This is a genomic window from Nioella ostreopsis, assembly GCF_004000255.1.
Taxonomy (GTDB): domain Bacteria; phylum Pseudomonadota; class Alphaproteobacteria; order Rhodobacterales; family Rhodobacteraceae; genus Nioella; species Nioella ostreopsis.
This window is the reverse complement of the sequence record NZ_RCIQ01000004.1, coordinates 102,040-120,073: the sequence shown is the minus strand read 5'-3', so window position 1 is coordinate 120,073 and position 18,034 is coordinate 102,040. Positions and strand designations below refer to the sequence as shown.

17 protein-coding genes are annotated in these 18,034 nt (G+C 63.6%); 6 read left to right on the top strand and 11 right to left on the bottom strand.

What is annotated here, in order from left to right; all coding sequences use genetic code 11:
• The first annotated feature begins 35 nt into the window (after positions 1 to 35).
• Together EP237_RS06020 and der are read left to right on the top strand one after the other, a co-directional pair.
• Positions 36 to 1,364 carry a PQQ-like beta-propeller repeat protein gene (locus EP237_RS06020; RefSeq protein ID WP_127559125.1) on the top strand — a complete coding sequence of 443 codons (1,329 nt, stop codon included), beginning with the start codon at positions 36 to 38 and terminating at the stop codon, positions 1,362 to 1,364.
• A gap of 105 nt (positions 1,365 to 1,469) precedes the next feature.
• Positions 1,470 to 2,918 (top strand): ribosome biogenesis GTPase Der, encoded by a 1,449-nt coding sequence (gene der, locus EP237_RS06015; protein ID WP_127559123.1) that lies wholly within the window; start codon positions 1,470 to 1,472, stop codon positions 2,916 to 2,918.
• Positions 2,919 to 3,068: 150 nt separating this feature from the next.
• Here der and grxD read toward each other — a convergent pair whose 3' ends face one another.
• The 5 genes from grxD to EP237_RS05990 all read right to left on the bottom strand — a co-directional run bounded on the left by grxD (position 3,069) and on the right by EP237_RS05990 (position 7,676).
• On the bottom strand, positions 3,069 to 3,428 hold the full coding sequence (gene grxD, locus EP237_RS06010) for a Grx4 family monothiol glutaredoxin (RefSeq protein WP_127559121.1): 360 nt from the start codon (positions 3,426 to 3,428) through the stop codon (positions 3,069 to 3,071).
• A 50-nt stretch (positions 3,429 to 3,478) separates the two neighbouring features.
• On the bottom strand, positions 3,479 to 3,715 hold the full coding sequence (locus EP237_RS06005; RefSeq protein ID WP_127559119.1) for a BolA/IbaG family iron-sulfur metabolism protein: 237 nt from the start codon (positions 3,713 to 3,715) through the stop codon (positions 3,479 to 3,481).
• Positions 3,716 to 3,841: 126 nt separating this feature from the next.
• Positions 3,842 to 6,001: a phosphoribosylformylglycinamidine synthase subunit PurL gene (gene purL, locus EP237_RS06000; protein ID WP_127559117.1), complete on the bottom strand. Its 2,160-nt coding sequence runs from the start codon at positions 5,999 to 6,001 to the stop codon at positions 3,842 to 3,844.
• Between the two features lie 80 nt (positions 6,002 to 6,081).
• On the bottom strand, positions 6,082 to 6,555 hold the full coding sequence (locus EP237_RS05995; RefSeq protein ID WP_127559115.1) for a GNAT family N-acetyltransferase: 474 nt from the start codon (positions 6,553 to 6,555) through the stop codon (positions 6,082 to 6,084).
• 218 nt (positions 6,556 to 6,773) lie between these two features.
• The gene (locus tag EP237_RS05990; RefSeq protein WP_127559409.1) at positions 6,774 to 7,676 is read right to left on the bottom strand and encodes a LysR family transcriptional regulator; all 903 of its coding nucleotides are present in this window, start codon (positions 7,674 to 7,676) and stop codon (positions 6,774 to 6,776) included.
• Between the two features lie 167 nt (positions 7,677 to 7,843).
• Between EP237_RS05990 and EP237_RS05985 the strand changes: the two genes are divergently transcribed.
• A complete protein-coding gene (locus EP237_RS05985) occupies positions 7,844 to 11,245 on the top strand; it encodes an indolepyruvate ferredoxin oxidoreductase family protein (protein WP_127559113.1) in 3,402 nt (1,133 codons plus the stop codon).
• A gap of 123 nt (positions 11,246 to 11,368) precedes the next feature.
• On the opposite strand, the gene EP237_RS05980 is transcribed toward EP237_RS05985, so the two are convergent.
• Complete coding sequence (locus EP237_RS05980; RefSeq protein WP_206052254.1) at positions 11,369 to 11,596, bottom strand: sulfurtransferase TusA family protein; 228 nt, start codon at positions 11,594 to 11,596, stop codon at positions 11,369 to 11,371.
• A 93-nt stretch (positions 11,597 to 11,689) separates the two neighbouring features.
• Between EP237_RS05980 and EP237_RS05975 the strand changes: the two genes are divergently transcribed.
• The 3 genes from EP237_RS05975 (at position 11,690) to EP237_RS05965 (ending at position 15,119) form a co-directional block, all read left to right on the top strand.
• Positions 11,690 to 12,439, top strand: coding sequence for a cytochrome c biogenesis CcdA family protein (locus tag EP237_RS05975; protein WP_127559109.1), 750 nt, complete (start codon positions 11,690 to 11,692; stop codon positions 12,437 to 12,439).
• A gap of 65 nt (positions 12,440 to 12,504) precedes the next feature.
• Positions 12,505 to 13,773 (top strand): hypothetical protein, encoded by a 1,269-nt coding sequence (locus tag EP237_RS05970; protein ID WP_127559107.1) that lies wholly within the window; start codon positions 12,505 to 12,507, stop codon positions 13,771 to 13,773.
• On the top strand, positions 13,770 to 15,119 hold the full coding sequence (locus EP237_RS05965; protein WP_127559105.1) for a cytochrome P450: 1,350 nt from the start codon (positions 13,770 to 13,772) through the stop codon (positions 15,117 to 15,119). Before EP237_RS05970 ends, EP237_RS05965 begins: the two co-directional genes overlap by 4 nt.
• Here the strand turns inward: EP237_RS05965 and tpiA are convergent.
• The 5 genes from tpiA to EP237_RS05940 all read right to left on the bottom strand — a co-directional run bounded on the left by tpiA (position 15,107) and on the right by EP237_RS05940 (position 18,026).
• A complete protein-coding gene (tpiA, locus tag EP237_RS05960; protein WP_127559103.1) occupies positions 15,107 to 15,856 on the bottom strand; it encodes a triose-phosphate isomerase in 750 nt (249 codons plus the stop codon). The two genes, EP237_RS05965 and tpiA, sit on opposite strands and share 13 nt — an antisense overlap.
• A gap of 63 nt (positions 15,857 to 15,919) precedes the next feature.
• A complete protein-coding gene (locus tag EP237_RS05955; RefSeq protein ID WP_127559101.1) occupies positions 15,920 to 16,243 on the bottom strand; it encodes a TfoX/Sxy family protein in 324 nt (107 codons plus the stop codon).
• Positions 16,240 to 16,620: a HesB/IscA family protein gene (locus EP237_RS05950; RefSeq protein ID WP_127559099.1), complete on the bottom strand. Its 381-nt coding sequence runs from the start codon at positions 16,618 to 16,620 to the stop codon at positions 16,240 to 16,242. The genes EP237_RS05955 and EP237_RS05950 overlap by 4 nt, the downstream gene beginning before the upstream one ends.
• 52 nt (positions 16,621 to 16,672) lie before the next feature.
• Positions 16,673 to 17,386 carry a DUF3307 domain-containing protein gene (locus EP237_RS05945; protein WP_164744631.1) on the bottom strand — a complete coding sequence of 238 codons (714 nt, stop codon included), beginning with the start codon at positions 17,384 to 17,386 and terminating at the stop codon, positions 16,673 to 16,675.
• Positions 17,379 to 18,026, bottom strand: a complete 648-nt coding sequence (locus tag EP237_RS05940; RefSeq protein ID WP_127559094.1) for a hypothetical protein — start codon at positions 18,024 to 18,026, stop codon at positions 17,379 to 17,381. Before EP237_RS05940 ends, EP237_RS05945 begins: the two co-directional genes overlap by 8 nt.
• Positions 18,027 to 18,034 lie beyond the last annotated feature (8 nt).

Genomic DNA, 18,034 nt, shown 5'->3' with positions numbered 1-18,034 from the left:
CCGGTGGTGAAACGGTTTGAAGGGGCGGCAGTCAGATGAACAAGATCAGCATTGGGTTCCTTGGGCTCGGATTGCTCGCCATGCTGGCTGCATGTGCAGAACGCGAGGTCATTCTCGAAGGGGATCGCTTCGGAACCCGCACGCCGCTGGATCAGGCCTTTCCCGGGATCGAAGCGCCCGATGTGGCGGAAGATACCGCCCCCCCGATTTCCTTGGCAGAGCCGGTCACTCTCGACAGCTGGCCGATGCGGTCCCTGACCACGCGCAACGTGGTTCCGCATCTGTCCCTGTCTGCTGCTCCGGTGGAGCTTTGGGCCAGTGATATCGGGCAGGGCAATACGCGCCGTGCCCGCATCACCGCCGATCCCGTCATGGCCGATGGCCGAATCTTCACCCTCGATTCGGATGCGCAGCTGACCGCGACCGGCACCGATGGCAGCACCCTCTGGACCGCCGATCTGACAGCGGGTTATGAGCGCGGCGGCGGTGTATCCGGTGGCGGCCTCGCGGTTGTGGGCGGCGTCGTCTACGCGACGACCGGCTATGGCGAGCTGATCGCCCTGCAACCTGCCAATGGCGAGGTTATCTGGCGTCAGCGCCTCGGCGCGGGGATCACCGCGCCGACTGTGACCGACAATTCCGTCTATGTGGTCAGCCGCGACAGTCAGGCCTGGTCGCTCAACCCCGAAAATGGCCGCATTCGCTGGCAACTGCCCGCCGGTCCGGCCACGGCGGTTCTGTCCGGTGGCGCGTCGCCCGCGCTGACCGATCGTCTCGTGATCTTCCCCTTCGGCTCGGGTGAGCTTGTGGCCACCCTGCGCCTCTCTGGTGTCCGGGTCTGGGGCACGACCGTTGCAGGCGCGCGTCGGGGTGTGGCCTATAATGATCTCAACGATATCACCGGCGACCCGGTGATCGTGGGCAATACGCTTTATGCCGGCAACCAGTCGGGCCGCGTTGTCGCGATGGAGGCCTCCTCGGGGGAACGGCTCTGGACCGCGCAGGACGGCGCTTATTCCCCGGTGCTGCCGGCGGGTGATTCCATCTTCTTCGTGTCCGATCGCAACGAGCTGATCCGTCTGGACGCCGAAACCGGCACCCGCATCTGGGGCACCGAGCTGCCGCTTTACGTCAATGAACGCGAACGCCGTCGCCAGGCCGTGTTCACCCATTACGGCCCGATCCTGGCCGGTGGCCGCCTTGTGGTGGCTTCGGGTGACGGCAATATCCGCTTCTTCGACCCGGAAAGCGGGGCAGAACTGTCGCGCGTCGAAATCCGCGGTGGCGCGGCAGCGCATCCGATCGTGGTGGGCGGGACGCTCTATGTCGTGTCCGGTGCCGGGCGGCTGCACGCCTTCCGCTGATCGCACCGCACAGGTTTTTTCGGGGTTTTGACGTCACGACGGCTTTTCATTGCCTGTCAGCCGCGGTATGCCGCGCGATCTGGATAAAGTAAGGATAACGGGCCAATGAGCTTCGTTCTGGCCATTGTCGGACGTCCCAACGTGGGCAAGTCGACGCTGTTCAACCGCCTCGTGGGCAAGAAACTGGCTCTGGTCGATGACCAGCCCGGCGTCACACGGGATTTGCGCGAAGGCGCGGCGCGGCTTGGCGATCTGCGCTTTACCGTGGTGGATACAGCCGGTCTGGAAGAAGCAACCGATGACAGCCTGCCGGGTCGGATGCGCCGCCTGACGGAACGTGCCGTCGGGATGGCCGATGCCTGCCTGTTCATTGTCGACGCGCGCACCGGAATCACCCCGACCGATGAGGTCTTCGCCGATATCCTGCGCCGCTCCGGCACGCCGGTCATCCTTGCCGCCAACAAGGCCGAGGGCCGCGCCGCCGAGGCAGGCGTGTTCGAGGCCTTTGGGCTGGGGCTTGGCGATCCGCTGGCGCTGTCGGCCGAGCATGGCGAGGGCATGGCCGAGCTGGCCGTGGTGCTGAGCCCGATGATCGAAGCGGCGGAGGCGAGGGCCGAGGAGGCGCTCACCGATATCGACATCGAAGACGATGAAAGCGGCGAAGCGCCCGAACGCACCAAGCCCCTGCAAATCGCCGTGATCGGCCGCCCGAATGCGGGCAAGTCCACCCTGATCAACAAGATCATCGGTGAAGACCGTTTGCTGACCGGGCCAGAGGCGGGGATCACCCGCGATTCCATCGCCGTGTCTGTCGACTGGGATGGCACGCGGATGCGCATCTTCGATACCGCCGGCATGCGCAAAAAGGCCAAGGTGCAGGAAAAGCTGGAAAAGCTCTCCGTTTCCGATGGCCTGCGCGCGGTGAAATTCGCCGAGGTCGTGGTGGTGCTGCTCGACGCGGCTGTGCCGTTTGAACAGCAGGATCTGCGCATTGCGGACCTCGCCGAACGAGAGGGCCGGGCCGTTGTCGTGGCGGTCAACAAATGGGACCTGGAAGAGCACAAGCAGGAAAAGCTGCGCGACATGCGCGAGGCCTTCGAACGTCTGCTGCCGCAGCTGCGCGGGGCACCGCTGGTGACGGTTTCGGCCAAAACGGGCCGGGGCCTCGACCGGCTGCAACAGGCCATCGTGCGGGCCTATGACGTCTGGAACCGCCGGGTGCCGACCGCGACCCTGAACCGCTGGCTGGCGGGCATGGTCGAGGCGCATCCGCCACCCGCGCCGTCGGGCCGACGTATCAAGCTGCGCTACATGACCCAGGCCAAGACCCGACCGCCGGGCTTCGTGGTCATGTGCTCCCTGCCAGAGAAGCTGCCGGAAAGCTATTCCCGCTATCTCGTCAATGGGTTGCGGGATGACTTTGACATGCCCGGAACACCCATTCGTCTGCATATGCGCAGTCAGTCCGACGCCAATCCCTATAAGGATCGCAAGAAATCGATCCCGTCGCGGCTGGCCAAACATGTGCGCAAAGGGGCCACTAAAAAGGGCTGACCGGTGTCACCGACAGCCCTTTCAGCTTGGTAAAAATACCTCGGGGGAGTCGCCTGAAAGGCGACGGGGGCAGCGCCCCCCCCCAAAAGAAAACGCGGCCCGGAACGGGCCGCGCGGGTCGACGCCGAAGGCGGCGAAATCCCTTGTGTCTCAGGCGTTTGCAGCCCGGATCTTGTCGGCGGCCTCTTTCGAATAGCCCACGCCCTTGTCATCGAACAGCGTGTCCAGCTCTCCCGACAGGGTCATCTCGGTGATGATGTCGCAGCCGCCCACAAACTCGCCCTTCACATAAAGCTGCGGAATGGTCGGCCAATCTGAGAACGCCTTGATCTCCTGGCGGATTTCGTCGTCGGCCAGCACGTTCACATCGGCAAACTCGACGCCCATGAAATTGAGCACCCCCGCCACGCGGCTGGAAAACCCGCATTGCGGCATCGTCTTGGTGCCTTTCATGAAAAGCACCACGTCATTGGCCTCGATGGTGTCCTTGATCTGGGTCTCTGCGCTCATCTCAGCGTTCCTTGATATCCTGATGTTTCCTTCGGAGCCCCGGTCCGGGCTCACTCCGGCGCTTTCGTCGTCAGCGCCAGTGCATGAACTTCGCCCTGTGCGCCGTCCATCTTGCCCTTCAGCGCCGCATAGACCGCGCGCTGTTGCTGCACCCGGTTCATGCCCTTGAAGCTTTCGTCCTCGACCTGTGCCGCGAAATGAACGCCGTCATCGCCTTCGACGATGATCTTCGCATTCGGGAGACTTTCCCGGATCAGGTCTTCAATCTCCTGGGCCGTAATGGGCATGATGGGCAACTCCTGTCTGTCTTCCCAGATGTAATCCGCACCCAAGCTTCCCGCAAGGGCGCGACGTGAAAGGATCTTCGAAGATCCTTGGCAAAAATCTTCGAAGATTTTTCCCCGCGCCCGGAACTAGCCGATCTTTTCTGCGAAACTGCTGCGATAGATGGCGGCAAGGTCTGCCAAAGGCGCCGCGGAGCTGCCCATGCGCACAGTATCCCCGCCGAACCGGCCCACGGTGGCAATCGGCACGCCGGCCTGACCTGCCGCGACCATCAGCGCCTCGGCCTTATCGAAGGAGCAGGCAATCAGGTAGCGCGCCTGATCCTCGCCAAACAGCGTCGGCGTGTCGTCCGCATCGAGGGTGACGCCGACACCGGAGGCCTCTGCCATCTCGAAAGCCGCCATCGCCAACCCGCCGTCCGACAGGTCGGAACACATGTCGATCAGCGCCCGATTGTTGCGAATGAACGCGCCGTTTCGCTTCTCGGCGTCGAGGTCCACATGAGGCGCGTCGCCGTCTTCACGGTTGAAGACCTCATAGAGCAAGGCCGACTGGCCCAGATGACCCTGCGTCTCGCCCACCAGAACCGCCACATGGCCGTCGCGGGCGGTGCCGTTGATGAGATCGTCCAGATTGTCCAGAAGACCCACGGCCCCGATGGTGGGGGTGGGCAGGATGCCCTGTCCATCGGTTTCGTTGTAAAGCGAGACATTGCCCGACACGATCGGCACATCCAGCGCCGCCACGGCTGCCCCGATCCCTTTGATCGCGCCGACAAACTGGCCCATGATCTCGGGCTTTTCGGGATTGCCGAAATTGAGGTTGTCGGTTGTGGCCAGCGGCAGCGCGCCGGTGGCGGTGATGTTGCGATAAGCCTCGGCCACCGCCTGCTTGCCGCCTTCAAACGGGTTCGCCTTGACATAGCGCGGGGTCACGTCAGAGGTGAAGGCCAGCGCCTTGTCGGTGCCGTGCACGCGGGTCACGCCCGCACCTAGCCCCGGTGCGCGCACCGTATCGGCCATGACCATGTGGTCATATTGTTCGTAGACCCACTGCTTGGCCGCATAATTCGGCGAGGAGATCAGCGCGATCAAACCGTCGATCGGGTCGACGCCCGGCACCGGCTCCATCTCGGCGGCGGCGGGGGTTTCTATCCAGGGGCGGTCATATTCCGGCGCGGTCGAGGACAGTTTCGACAGCGGCAGGTCGGCCATGACCTCGTTGCCATGAAGGATCAGGAAGCGGTCTTCGGGAATGGTTTCGCCCACGATGGCGAAATCCAGATCCCATTTCTCGAACACTGCGCGGGCCTCTGACTCTAGCTCGGGGTTCAGCACCATGAGCATCCGCTCCTGGCTTTCCGACAGCATCATCTCATAGGCGGTCATATGGGTTTCGCGCTGCGGCACGTGGTCGAGGTTCAGCTGAATGCCAAGCCCGCCCTTGTCGCCCATTTCCACGGCAGAGCAGGTCAGACCCGCCGCGCCCATGTCCTGGATCGAGATCACCGCACCGGTCTGCATTAGCTCCATGCAGGCTTCCATCAGGCGCTTTTCAGTGAAGGGGTCGCCAACCTGGACCGTGGGGCGCTTTTCCTCGATCGTGTCGTCGAACTCGGCACTGGCCATGGTGGCGCCGCCAACCCCGTCGCGGCCCGTCTTGGCGCCGAGATAGACCACCGGCATGCCAACGCCCGAGGCGGCGGAGTAGAAGATCTTGTCGGCATCCGCCAAACCGGCGGCAAAGGCGTTCACAAGGCAGTTGCCGTTATAGGCGGGGTGGAAGCGGACCTCTCCACCTACAGTGGGCACGCCGAAGCAATTGCCATAGCCGCCGATGCCTTCCACAACGCCATGCACCAGCTGCCGGGTCTTGGGATGATCAACCGCGCCGAAGCTGAGCGCATTCATCGCCGCAATCGGCCGCGCGCCCATGGTGAAGACGTCGCGCAGGATGCCGCCCACGCCGGTGGCCGCGCCCTGGTAGGGCTCGATATAGGAGGGATGATTGTGGCTCTCCATCTTGAAGACCACGGCCTGCCCGTCGCCGATGTCGATCACGCCGGCGTTCTCGCCCGGGCCGCAGATGACCTGGGGGCCTTCCGTGGGCAGGGTGCGCAGCCATTTCTTCGACGACTTGTAGGAACAATGTTCGTTCCACATGGCCGAGAAGATACCCAGTTCGGTGAACGTCGGTTCCCGACCGATGATCTCCAGAATGCGCTCATACTCATCGGGGCTCAGCCCGTGCGCGGCGATGATGTCGGACGTGATGGCCGGTTCCTGCATGGTCTTCGATGTCCCTCGGGGCTCAGGTCGCTTGCCGCACTCTTTAGGGCAAGGCCCCGGCGGGGAAAAGGGGGGAGAGGTCACAGGGGGCGGCGGAATGTCAACGATGTGGCCCGCGCATAGCCCGGATGGGCGCTGGCTCCGATCAGATGGAACCCCATGGCCCGGAATGTCCGGTGGTTTTCGCGCAGCTCCACCCGGGTTTGCAGCCGGAGCCCGCTGCACCCCTCATGCCGGGCTTGCCGCGCTGCGGCATCAATCAGAAGCCTGGCAAGTCCCTGTCCACGGGCATCGTTGGCGACGGCGAGCTTGCCGATGTAGTAATCCTGCCCGTCGGGACGGCCGAAAAGGCAGGCCACCGGCCGGGTCTTGCGCAGGATCAGGAACAGGTCTTCATCCTTGGCCTTTTGCTTCAGGCTGGCTGATGTCATGTCCGCCAGAGAGGAGGGCGGATCAATCCGGCCCTGCATGAAGGCAAACGCCTGTTGAAGCAGGTCCAGCAGGCCGGGCCAGTCATCGAAATCATCGGGGTTGAGCAAGACGGGGTCACACATAACGCCGCAATATCAGGGCGTTCGACCAAAAAAAAGGCCGAGACGAATCTCGGCCAAAGTCCAACAGGGAGGTAGTGAGCGCGCGATGTCTATCGCCCGTCACTGATGCTGAAATAGTCAGCAGCATGTTAACGATCAAGGGTTTTTTCGCCGCATCGCCGCAATGCTGCTATGCGCGTTGCACATGGCTCACACTTTTTGCGGATGGCAGCTGTAGGTTATCCCTCTTGCTCGCGGCGTTTGCGGCGATGCGCGATGATTTCCTCGGTCACGAAATCGCGGAACGCCTCGATCCGCTTGGAATGGCGCAGCTCTTCCGGATATGCGAGGAAAACAGGCACTTCGTTGCTTTCGACCTCCGGCAGGACGCGGACCAACTGCGGGAAATCCTCGGCCAGATAATCCGGCAGCAGACCAATGCCCAGATCGTGGATAACGCCCTGAAGGACGCCGAAATAGTTGTTGACCGTCAGGAAGCTGCCCACATCGTAGGACATGATCTCGCGCACCAGCAGGGCCCCGGCGCTGACTTGCGCGGAATGGGCGTTCTGGCTGATCAGCCGGTGACTGCCCAGATCGTCAAGCGAAGCGGGGGTGCCGTTGGCCTCCAGATAGGTTTGCGACGCGTAAAGCTGCATCCGCACGCTCATCAGCTTCTTGCGGATCAGGTCGGCCTGGCTGGGTTCCTTCATGCGGATGGCGACATCGGCCTCGCGCATGGGCAGGTCCATCACCCGTTCTTCAAGGATCAGGTCGATCTTCAGCTCGGGATACTTGTTGTAAAGCTGCGGCAATCGCGGTGCGAGCCAGAGCGTGCCGAATCCCACGGTGGTGGTGACGCGCAACTCGCCAAAGACTTCCTCTTCGCTGTCGCGAATGCGCGCGGCGGCGGCCTCCAGCCGTTTCGACATGGATCTCGTGGCATCAAACAGCAATTCGCCCTGTTCGGTCAGGATCAGCCCGCGCGCATGGCGGTGGAACAGCGTCGTATCAAGGCTTTCTTCCAGGGACCGGATCTGCCGGCTGACAGCAGATTGGCTCAGATGCAGGATATCCCCCGCGTGGGTCAGGCTGCCCGCATCGGCAACCGCATGAAATATGCGCAGCTTGTCCCAATCCATAGGAGAGACTTTCTTTTCCTGATCCGATGCCCCGATACCCATGGCAACCTAGTCACTTTACCCTACAGTTCAATGAAGAACTCTGAGGATTGGTCAAACATCGCTTGAAAGGTCACACATGCTGACCTATACTGATGGAAATTGCGGCATGCTACCGGGAGGGGACCATGGGACTGGCACAAGTTTCACTTAAAGACCGTTTCGATCTGGAAAAATCCCCCGTTCTTCTGAACGGCACGCAGGCGCTGGTGCGGCTGATGCTGGCGCAGAAGTGGCGCGACCGGCAGGCCGGGCTGAACACGGCGGGTTTCGTGACCGGCTATCGCGGCTCGCCGCTTGGCGCGGTGGATCTGCAGATGGCCAAGGCCAAGCAGGTGCTGACAGAAGCCGACGTGCTGTTTCGTCCCGGCCTGAACGAGGACCTTGCCGCAACCTCCCTGTGGGGCGCGCAACAGGCGGAACTGCGCGGCGAGGGCAAGTTCGACGGTGTCTTCGGGCTCTGGTATGGCAAGGGGCCGGGCGTGGACCGCTCTGGCGACGTGATGCGCCATGCCAATATGGCCGGAACCTCGCCCCATGGCGGGGTGATCATGGCCATGGGCGATGACCATACCGGCGAAAGCTCCACCGTCTGTCATCAGTCCGATTGGGCGATGGTCGATGTGCATATGCCGGTGCTCTCGCCCGCGGGCGTGCAAGAAATCCTCGACTATGGCCACTACGCCTATGAACTCAGCCGCTTCGCCGGGGTCTGGGTGGGCCTCAAGGTGATGAAGGACACGGTCGAAGCCACATCCGTGGTCGATGGCCGCCCTGACCGTATGTCCTTCCAGCTGCCGGATTACACGATGCCGCCCGGCGGGCTTAACATCCGCCTTGGCGATCACTGGATTCCGCAGGAGGAACGGCTGCTCGGCCATAAACGCTTCGCGGCCGAGGCCTTTGCCCGCGCCAACGGCATCGACAAGCGGGTTCTGGGCAAACCCGGCGCCAAGATCGGCTTCGTCGCGGCGGGCAAGAACTGGCTCGACCTGGTTCATGCGATGGAACTCCTCGGCATCCATGAGGACGAGGCCGAGCGGCTCGGCATCACCACCTACAAGGTGGGGCAGACCTGGCCCTTGGACATGAAAAGCCTTGAGGAATGGGCCGAAGGGCTGGAGCTGATCGTCGTCGTCGAGGAAAAGCGCAAGCTCATTGAGGTGCAGATCAAGGAAGCCATCTTCGACAACCGGCGCGGCCGCCGCGTCTATGGTTACAAGGGCGGCAAGGGCGAGGTGCTGTTCCCGACCCATTACGCGCTCGACCCCAATGATATCGCGGTGAAACTCGGCAACATCCTGATCGACGAAGGCCGCGCCACCGACCGAATCCGCGCGGGCATCCAGCAGGTGACCGACGCCATGCGCGCCGACAACGCGCAGGATCTGGCGACGCGGCTGCCCTGGTTCTGTTCTGGCTGCCCGCACAATACCTCCACCAAGGTGCCCGAAGGCGCGCGGGGTGGCGCGGGCATCGGCTGTCACTTCATGGCCAAATGGATGGATCGCAACACCGAGGCCTTCACCCACATGGGTGCGGAAGGGGCGAACTGGGCGGGCGAGGCGCCGTTTTCCACCCGCAAGCACATCTTCCAGAACCTGGGCGAGGGGACCTATAACCACTCGGGCATTCTGGCCATCCGCGCGGCCATCGCGGCGGGCACCAACATCACCTACAAGATCCTCTTCAACGATGCTGTCGCCATGACCGGCGGGCAGCACAACGAGGGCGATCTTGACCCCGCGCGCATCGCCCATGAAATCCGTGCCATGGGGGTTAAGCATATCGCGCTCATTTACGACCCCAAGGAAGAGATTGATTTTTCTGCCTTTCCGCGCGACGTCGAACGGCATGAACGCGACGATCTGATGACCGTGCAGGAACGGTTTCAGGACATCGAGGGCGTGTCCGCCATCATCTACGTGCAGACCTGCGCCGCCGAAAAACGCCGTCGCCGCAAGCGCGGCACCTTTCCCGATCCCGATAAGCGCGTCTTCATCAATACCGATGTCTGCGAGGGCTGCGGCGACTGCGGGGTGCAGTCGAACTGCGTGTCCATCGTGCCGGTGGAAACCGAACTTGGCCGCAAGCGCGCGATCGACCAGTCGAGCTGCAACAAGGATTTCTCCTGCCTCAAGGGCTTCTGCCCCAGTTTCGTGACCGTCGAGGGTGGCAAGATCCGCAAGGAAGCCTCGGCCAGCGTCGATGTGGGCCATTTGCCCGCGCCCGACCTGCCCGCGATCAACGGCACCCATAACGTGGTGATCACCGGCGTCGGCGGCACCGGCGTGGTGACCATCGGCGCGGTTCTGGCGCAGGCGGCGCAGCTCGACGGCAAGGGCGCGGGCATGATCGAGATGGCGGGGCTCGCGCAAAAGGGCGGCGCCGTGCATATCCACCTGCGGCTGGCGGACCGGCCCGAGGATATCAGCGCGATCCGCGTCGCTGTGGGCGAGGCCGATGCTGTCATTGGCGGCGATCTGGTGGTCAGCGCCGGGGCCAAGACGCTTGGCCTGATGACGACAGGCCGCACGAAGGCCGTGGTCAACAGCCATGAAATCATTACCGGCGCCTTCACTCGAGATACGGAATTCCGTATTCCTGTGAATGACTTGGAGATCGCTCTTCAAGCGCGTTTGGGGGAAGGACTGGCGCTCTTCGATGCTTCGGACCTCGCCCGCAAGCTGATGGGCGATTCCATCTTCAGCAATATGATGGTGCTGGGGGCGGCCTGGCAGAACGGGCTGGTGCCGCTGAGCCACGAGGCGATCCTTGGCGCGATCGAGCTCAATGGCGCGGCGGTGGACCGCAACAAGCAAGCCTTCGACCTGGGCCGGTGGGCCGTGCTGAACCCCGAGGAGGCCGCGAAGATCGGCGGCGACGTGGTGCAGATGCCCAAGCCGCTGGAAGATCGCATCGCTTTCCGCGAGGCACATCTCGTGGCCTATCAGGGCAAGCGGCTGGCCAAGCGCTATCGCAAGCTTGTGGACAGCGTGGACGATGCCACCCTGAAAGAGGCCGTCGCCATCGGGTATCACAAGCTGCTGGCCTACAAGGATGAATACGAAGTTGCGCGGCTGCATCTGGACACCGAGGCCAAGGCGCGGGAGATGTTCGAAGGCGATCTGAAGCTCAGCTACCATCTTGCGCCGCCCATGCTGTCGGGCAAAGACGCATCGGGCCGCCCGCGCAAACGGCAATTCGGCGCCTGGATGGGGCGCGGTTTCAAGCTGCTGGCGAAACTGCGCAAGCTGCGCGGGACGCATTTGGATGTCTTCGGCTACACAGCAGAGCGCAAGATGGAGCGCGGTCTGATCCGTCAATACGAGGCGGATATGGCCGAAGTCCTTATGAAGGTCGCCCCGGAAACATCTGATATCGCAGTTGAAATCGCATCACTCCCTCGACAGATCCGGGGCTATGGCCCGGTGAAGGAGGCCCATGTGGAGGCTGCAACCCGACGCCGGGAGGAGCTGCTGGCCGCCTTCCGCGCCGGGGGCAGCCCGATGGCGACAGCGGCTGAGTAGGGTAATCCAGCGGTGGCGCTGCCGCGCCGCTCTATTCCCGCCTGTGGGAAGGCGACGCCGAACGTGGGTGCCGGGCCGGGTTGCACGGTCAGGATTTGAGTATTTGGACCAAGAAGAAGGGGGTCAGGCTGCGCGGATCGTGAAGGCGGTGCCCTGATCCATGTCCTCGGTTTGCAACAGTTCCGCGCCCTGTTCGGCGCAGAAATGCGGGATGTCGATGCGGGCGACCGGATCGTCGGCCAGGATGCGGATCACAGTGCCGGGACGGGCCGCGAGCATCACTTTGCGCAGGCGCAGCACCGGGAGCGGACAGAGCAGGCCAAGCGCGTCGATATCGTGGTCGGGTGTCATGGGGCCTGCTAACGCGCGGCTGCGGCACTTGTCCACGGGAATGTGAGATCGCTTGGGCTGGTCTTTTGCCGCGCGGCGCGGCAGGAAGGGCATATGTTCGGAATTGATCTTTTTGATGCGGGTCTGCTGCCCGCCATGCTGGTGGCGCTGACGGCCGGGGTGCTTAGTTTTCTCAGCCCCTGCGTGTTGCCCATCGTGCCGCCTTATCTCGCCTATATGGGCGGGATCAGCATGAACGAAATGCAGGAGGGAACCGGGCGGCGGCGCGCGGTTCTGGCGGCGGCGTTCTTCGTCCTGGGGCTGTCGACGGTTTTCATCTTCCTGGGCTTCACCGCGTCAATATTCGGTCAGTTCTTTCTTCAAAATCAGGATCTTCTGGCCAAGATCGCCGGGGCTGTGGTGATCGTCTTCGGGCTGCATTTCCTGGGCGTGTTCCGCATTTCGATCCTCGACCGCGATGCGCGGATGGATGCGGGCGACCGGGGGGGCTCGGCGCTTGGGGCCTATGTGCTCGGTCTTGCCTTCGCCTTTGGCTGGACACCGTGCATCGGGCCGCAACTGGGCGCGATCCTGGGCCTTGCGGCGGTGGAATCGTCCGTCGCGCGCGGCACGACGCTGCTGGCGGTCTATGCGCTCGGGCTCGGGGTGCCTTTCCTGCTGGCGGCCATGTTCATCGAACGCGCCATGGGGCTGATGACGCGGCTCAAGCGCCATATGCGGCTCATCGAGCGGATCATGGGCCTCTTGCTGATCGCCGTCGGACTGATGCTGTTGACCGGCGCCTTCACCACGCTCTCGTTCTGGATCCTCGAAACCTTCCCGATGCTCGGCGAATTGGGTTGATCGGGCCTTAGCCTTGTTTGAATTTCCCTGTATGCTGCGCCGGAAAGCCGGTGCAGAGTAGAGTGATGAGTGAGGCACAGAGCCAAGAGGTCAGGACCCGGCGGGTTCTCTATATTCCCGGCTTCGACCCGGTCCCGGCGCGCAAATATCGCGAGAGGTATCGGCGCGGGGGCGGTGAACAGGCGGCGATTTCCGGATATGCCCTGACGATGGGGCCGCAGCGCACCAAGGGCTATTACGGCTGGTCGGTGGGGACCGAGATAGACGGGAACCGCACGCAGGCCGATGTCGAGGTGCTGGTCTGGGCCGATATCGTCAAGGACAGCATGGGGCACGGGATTGCCGCCACCTATTGGCAGCTTCTGCGCACGGCATGGGCTTATATCGGGTCGGGCGCGCTCTTTCGGCTGATGCGGCTCAGGAAGGGGCCGGTGATCGCGGCGCTTTACCCGGTGTTGCTGCTGCTGGCGCAACTGGGTCTGGCCCTTGGGCTTGGCTTTGCGCTGGCATATAGCGCGCTTGCGGGGTCCGAGGCGCTGCTGCGGGGGATCGAAGGGGAACGATCCGGTGGGCAGAGCCTCTTTGCCCTACGCGCGGCCCTGGCGCTGGTGCTGTGGCCCTGCCTGGCCTGGCTGGTGCTGCGCTGGTTCAAGCGACGCGACCCCTGGCTTGGCTGGTATCTGATGCATGATTATGCCTTTTCGGCGAGCCACGGCGGGGCCTATCCTCCCGCGCAGGAAGAGCGGATGCGCGCGTTCGCGGATCGGATCGCCGAGGCGCTGACCGAGGATGTGGAGGAGGTTCTGGTCGTCGGCCATTCCTCGGGCGCTTATATGGCCGTGTCCTTGCTGGCCGACGTGATCCGGGCGGGCAGAGTGCCTGAAAACGGCCCGAAACTGGCGCTGCTGACGCTTGGCCATGTGGTGCCGATGGTGTCGTTCCTGCCCAAGGCGGGGCGGTTGCGCGCCGATCTGGCGTTTCTGAGCACGCGAGAGGAGATCACCTGGCTCGACGTGACCGCGCCGGGCGATGGCTGTTCCTTCGCGCTCTGTGATCCGGTGGCGGTGACGGGGGTCGCGCCGGAGGGGCAGCGCTGGCCGCTGGTGATCTCGGCGGCGTTTACCAAGACGCTGAGCTCTGAGCGGCAGAAAGCCCTGAAATGGCACCTGTTCGAGTTGCATTTCCAGTATCTCAATGCCTTCGACCAGCCCGGCGACTACGACTATTTCCAGATCACCGCCGGGCCTCTGACGCTGGCCACCCGATATGCGGGCCGCGCACCCTCGCCGGGGAAGATCACGCGGCCCGTGAACCGGCACCGGGGGCTTGCATGATCCCACCCAAGCCCAAACCGCGCGCAGACCGAGTCTCGCTTTGGCGCTATCTCCGGCTGTTCCGGCAGGACATCCTGTCGGCACAGCCCGCGCGGCTCTACCGGGCGTGGATGGCGGAGTTCAAGACGCCGTTTTTTCGCAGTTTCATGGTGAACGAACCTGCGCTTCTGGATGTGGTCCTGAAGGAACGCCCTGACGATTTCCCCAAATCCGACCGGATCGGCGAAGGCTTGCGCCCGCTGCTTGGGGTCTCGGTGTTCCTGACCAATGGCGAGACCTGGAAGCGCCAGCGGCGGATTATCGACCCGGCCTTCGAGGGCGGGCGGCTGCGCGACACCTTCCCGGCCATGTGGGCGGCAGCTGAGGCCGCTTGCGATCGCATGGGCCGGGGCGAGGTGGAGGTCGAAGAGCAGATGAGCCACGCCGCGGCGGATGTGATTTTCCGCACGCTGTTCTCGATTCCCATCGAGCATGAGGTAGCGAGCGAGGTCTTCACCCAGTTTCGCGACTACCAGCGTACGCAGCCCATCCTGAACCTCGCCGCCTTCCTGCCCCTGCCGCGATTTCTGCCGCGCGGGCACCGACGCCGAACACGGGAAACGGCGAAGGCGATCCGGGGGCTGATCACGCGGCTGACGGCGGAGCGGATGGCGGAAATCGAGGCGGGGACCGCGCCGGATGACCTTGCCACCAAAATCATGACCACGGCGGACCCGCTGACGGGGCAGACCTTCACGACGTCCGAAATGGTCGATCAGGTGGCGATCTTCTTCCTTGCCGGTCACGAAACCAGCGCCTCGGCCCTGGCGTGGACGCTCTACCTGATGGCGCTGTACCCCGAGTGGCAGGACAGGGTGGCCGAGGAAGCAGTGGCGCTGGAAAATCCAGAGTTTTCCGTCATGTCCAGGCTGAAGCTCAGCCGCGATGTGTTCCGCGAGGCGCTGCGGCTTTACCCGCCGGTGCCGATGATGGTACGCGAGGCGGCCTGCCCGGAACGCTTCCGCAACCGCGACGTGCCAAAGGGCGCGCAGATCGTGCTTTCCCCCTGGCACTTGCACCGGCACGAACGTCTTTGGGACAACCCGGACGGCTTCGACCCCGCGCGATGGCAGACGGAGAACGGCAAGCGCTGCATGCGCGAGGCCTATATGCCGTTTTCCACCGGTCCGCGCGTCTGCACCGGGGCAGGGTTTGCCATGGTCGAGGGGCCGCTTCTTCTGTCGATGCTGCTCAAACGCTACCGGTTCGAGCGGATCGAAGGGAAAGACCCGGTGCCGGTCGCCTTCCTGACCGTGCGCGCGAAGGATGGCATCCCCCTGCGCGTCATCCCCCGTCAGGAGGCCTGAAGCGCCTCGACAATTGGCAGGAAATCGGCGGCTTTCAGGGAGGCCCCGCCCACAAGTGCGCCGTTCACGTTGCTGACCGCGAAAATCTCTGCAGCATTCGCGCCCTTGACCGATCCGCCATAGAGGATCGGTACCGCACGGCCCACACCGACGCCGAAGCGCTTTTCCAGCTCGGCCCGGATGAAATCATGCACCTCGCCGATCTGGTGCAGCGTGGGCACCTTGCCGGTGCCGATGGCCCACACAGGCTCGTAGGCGATGACCAGACGGTCGGCACTGACCAGATCGGGGGCTGACCCCGCGAGTTGCCCGCCGATGATGGCGAGTGTATTGGCGGCCTCACGTTCCGCCAGCGTTTCACCCACACAGACAACCGCCGTCAGTCCTGCCGCAATCGCCGCTTTGGCCTTGGCGCGCACCTCCGCATTGGTTTCGCCATGATCGGTGCGCCGTTCGGAATGGCCGAGGATCACGTGGCTTGCGCCCGCATCCGCCAGCATCGCGGCCGAGATATCGCCGGTATGGGCGCCGTTCTCGACCGCATGGCAATCCTGCCCACCCGTGGTGATGGCGCTGCCCGACAGTGTATCAGAAAGGCGCGAGAGCAGCGTCGCAGGCGGGCAGATCAGCACGTCGACTGTGGGCGCGGGCAGGGCGGCTTTCAGTGCCTCCGCCTCGGCAAGGCTCGCGCCCGTTCCGTTCATCTTCCAGTTCCCGGCGGCAAGCTTGCGGACCATATCGACACCCTTCTTCATCACGCTTTCGCAGGGGATAGCGCGAAACAGGCGGGGCGGGAAGGGTTATAGGTGGCGCAGCGCCCGGCGTGCCCAGTCACAGGCCACATCCGGATCGTCGAGCGCCGCATCGGGCAGCGACCAATAGGGCATCGACGTGGGCTTGCCGCCCTCGCGGGTGTAGGTCCATCGGGTGCAGCCCTCCGCCTCCAGCTCGGCAATGAAATCGCCCGCACCCTTCAGCCAAATCGAGCCGTCACCATGGACAATCGCGAAGATCGTGCCCTCGTGATAAAGGCACAGCCCGCCCATCATCCGCCGGGTGCTCAACTCGCCAAGGTTCGAAAACAGCTCTTTCGCGAAGGCAATCTCCTCCGCTGACAGGCTCATTTCCCGGCCTGGTCTGCCTGGAGCTCGTCAATATCCTTGAACTTGATCGATTCCCCGCATCCGCAGGCATCGGCCACGTTCGGGTTGCGGAACTTGAAGCCCGATTCCAGCAAGGAGACCTCGTAGTCGATTTCCGTGCCAAAGAGGAACATCTGCGCCATCGGCGCGATCATCACGCGGGCGCCGTCCTGTTCCACGACCTCATCGAGCGGGTCGATCTCGGACACGTATTCCATCGTGTATTCCATACCCGCGCAGCCGCCCTTCTTGACACCGATGCGCAACCCCTGAGAGCCGCCGGAAGCCATCAGTCTGGCGATCTGCCTTGCGGCGGCCTGGGTCACGGTCACGGCCTGCTTGCCGGGAATGCCGAACATGGGATTGGTCCTTTTCCTGTTACCCCAAATCTAGGGCAGGTGGCCCCGGTTCTCAAGCGCCCCCTAGTCGGGAAATGAGGGCTGCGGTGCCAATTCCGGCCAACAGGGCCCACCCGATCGACGCAAGCGTGCCGATAATCACATATTCGGCCAGCGTCCGGTCCTTCTCGATGCTGCCCACCCGCAGGAAGGATTTCGCCGCGATCAGGAAACCCACGCCCGCCATCTGGCCACTCAGGACAAGAATGAAGGTCAGCCCCCGTTCCAGAACGCCAATCACCGCGCCGCCATTCGCCAGCCCCTCGGTGTCGGGCAGAGCCGCCGCGTAAGGGGCCATCAGCTTGCCAACAGCAAATTGCCCCGCCCGCGTCGCCAGCAGGACCCCGGCAATCAGCGCCATCGCCTCGGGCGCTTGTGCCGTCAGACCGGGCATCTGTCCCCACAACCCGGTGGCATAGGCATCGGTCCACAGCAGCCCACCTGCCAGAATCGCCATCAGATGCGCGCCCTGATCAATCAGGAAATGTGCAAGACGGTCGTCGGATCCAAGCCGCGCCTTGGCATAGTCGATCTGCATATGCAGCGCCGCGATGAACAGCGCCGGCCAATGCGCCCCGCCAAGCGCCGCATAGCTGAGCAGGAAGACCACGCCCGTATGCGCCAGAAGCGGACCAAGCCTGTCCTTGCCTGTGGCCATCGCCTTGGTCTGAAAGGCAAAATCGGCCAGAAAATGGGCAAAGATCAGCGCGGTGACGGTTTCAATCATGGCGGCTTTCCTCTGCTTCCCAGGCCTCAACGGCGCGGCGTAGCGCATGGGCGCCAGCCCCTTTCAGTCGTGCATGCACGGCCTGCGTGGAAATCTGGAGCGTCTCTGCAATGGATTTCTGCGTCGGGTTGTCCGGAGACAGGAACCACAGCGTTGCCTCGGCCTGTTCCGCAGTCCAGCGTTGAACATGCTCTTCGACCAGGTCAATGACAGCGCGGTGCAGCGGCGTCACCCCGTCACCTGCGATGGTGAATAGCCGCGATTTCTCGATCTCGTCCAGTGCCTGCCCGGACGCAATCAGCGCGGTGCCCGACGCGGCGGACAGACCGCTGCCCGCTACCGGTTCGATTGATCCAATTCCAATGGACACCCTGCTAAGCGGAGAGCCCTCGACCCGTCTCAGCGCGGCATGCACGCCGATCAGTGCCCGCAAGGCGAGGGACGCACAGGGAAGCAGGAATTGCCATCCGTCGCCGCGAAATCGGGTGAAGCGGTGCGCACCATTGTCCGGCCAGGTGCTGGTCGTGGCGGCAAAGCTCTGAATGCGCGCAATCCCCAGATCGGTTTGGCTCGAACCCGCAGAGGTCGAGTCCACCAGATCGCCGGTCAGCACAGCCACGCGGTGAGGATCAGTTGCCATGCATCAAG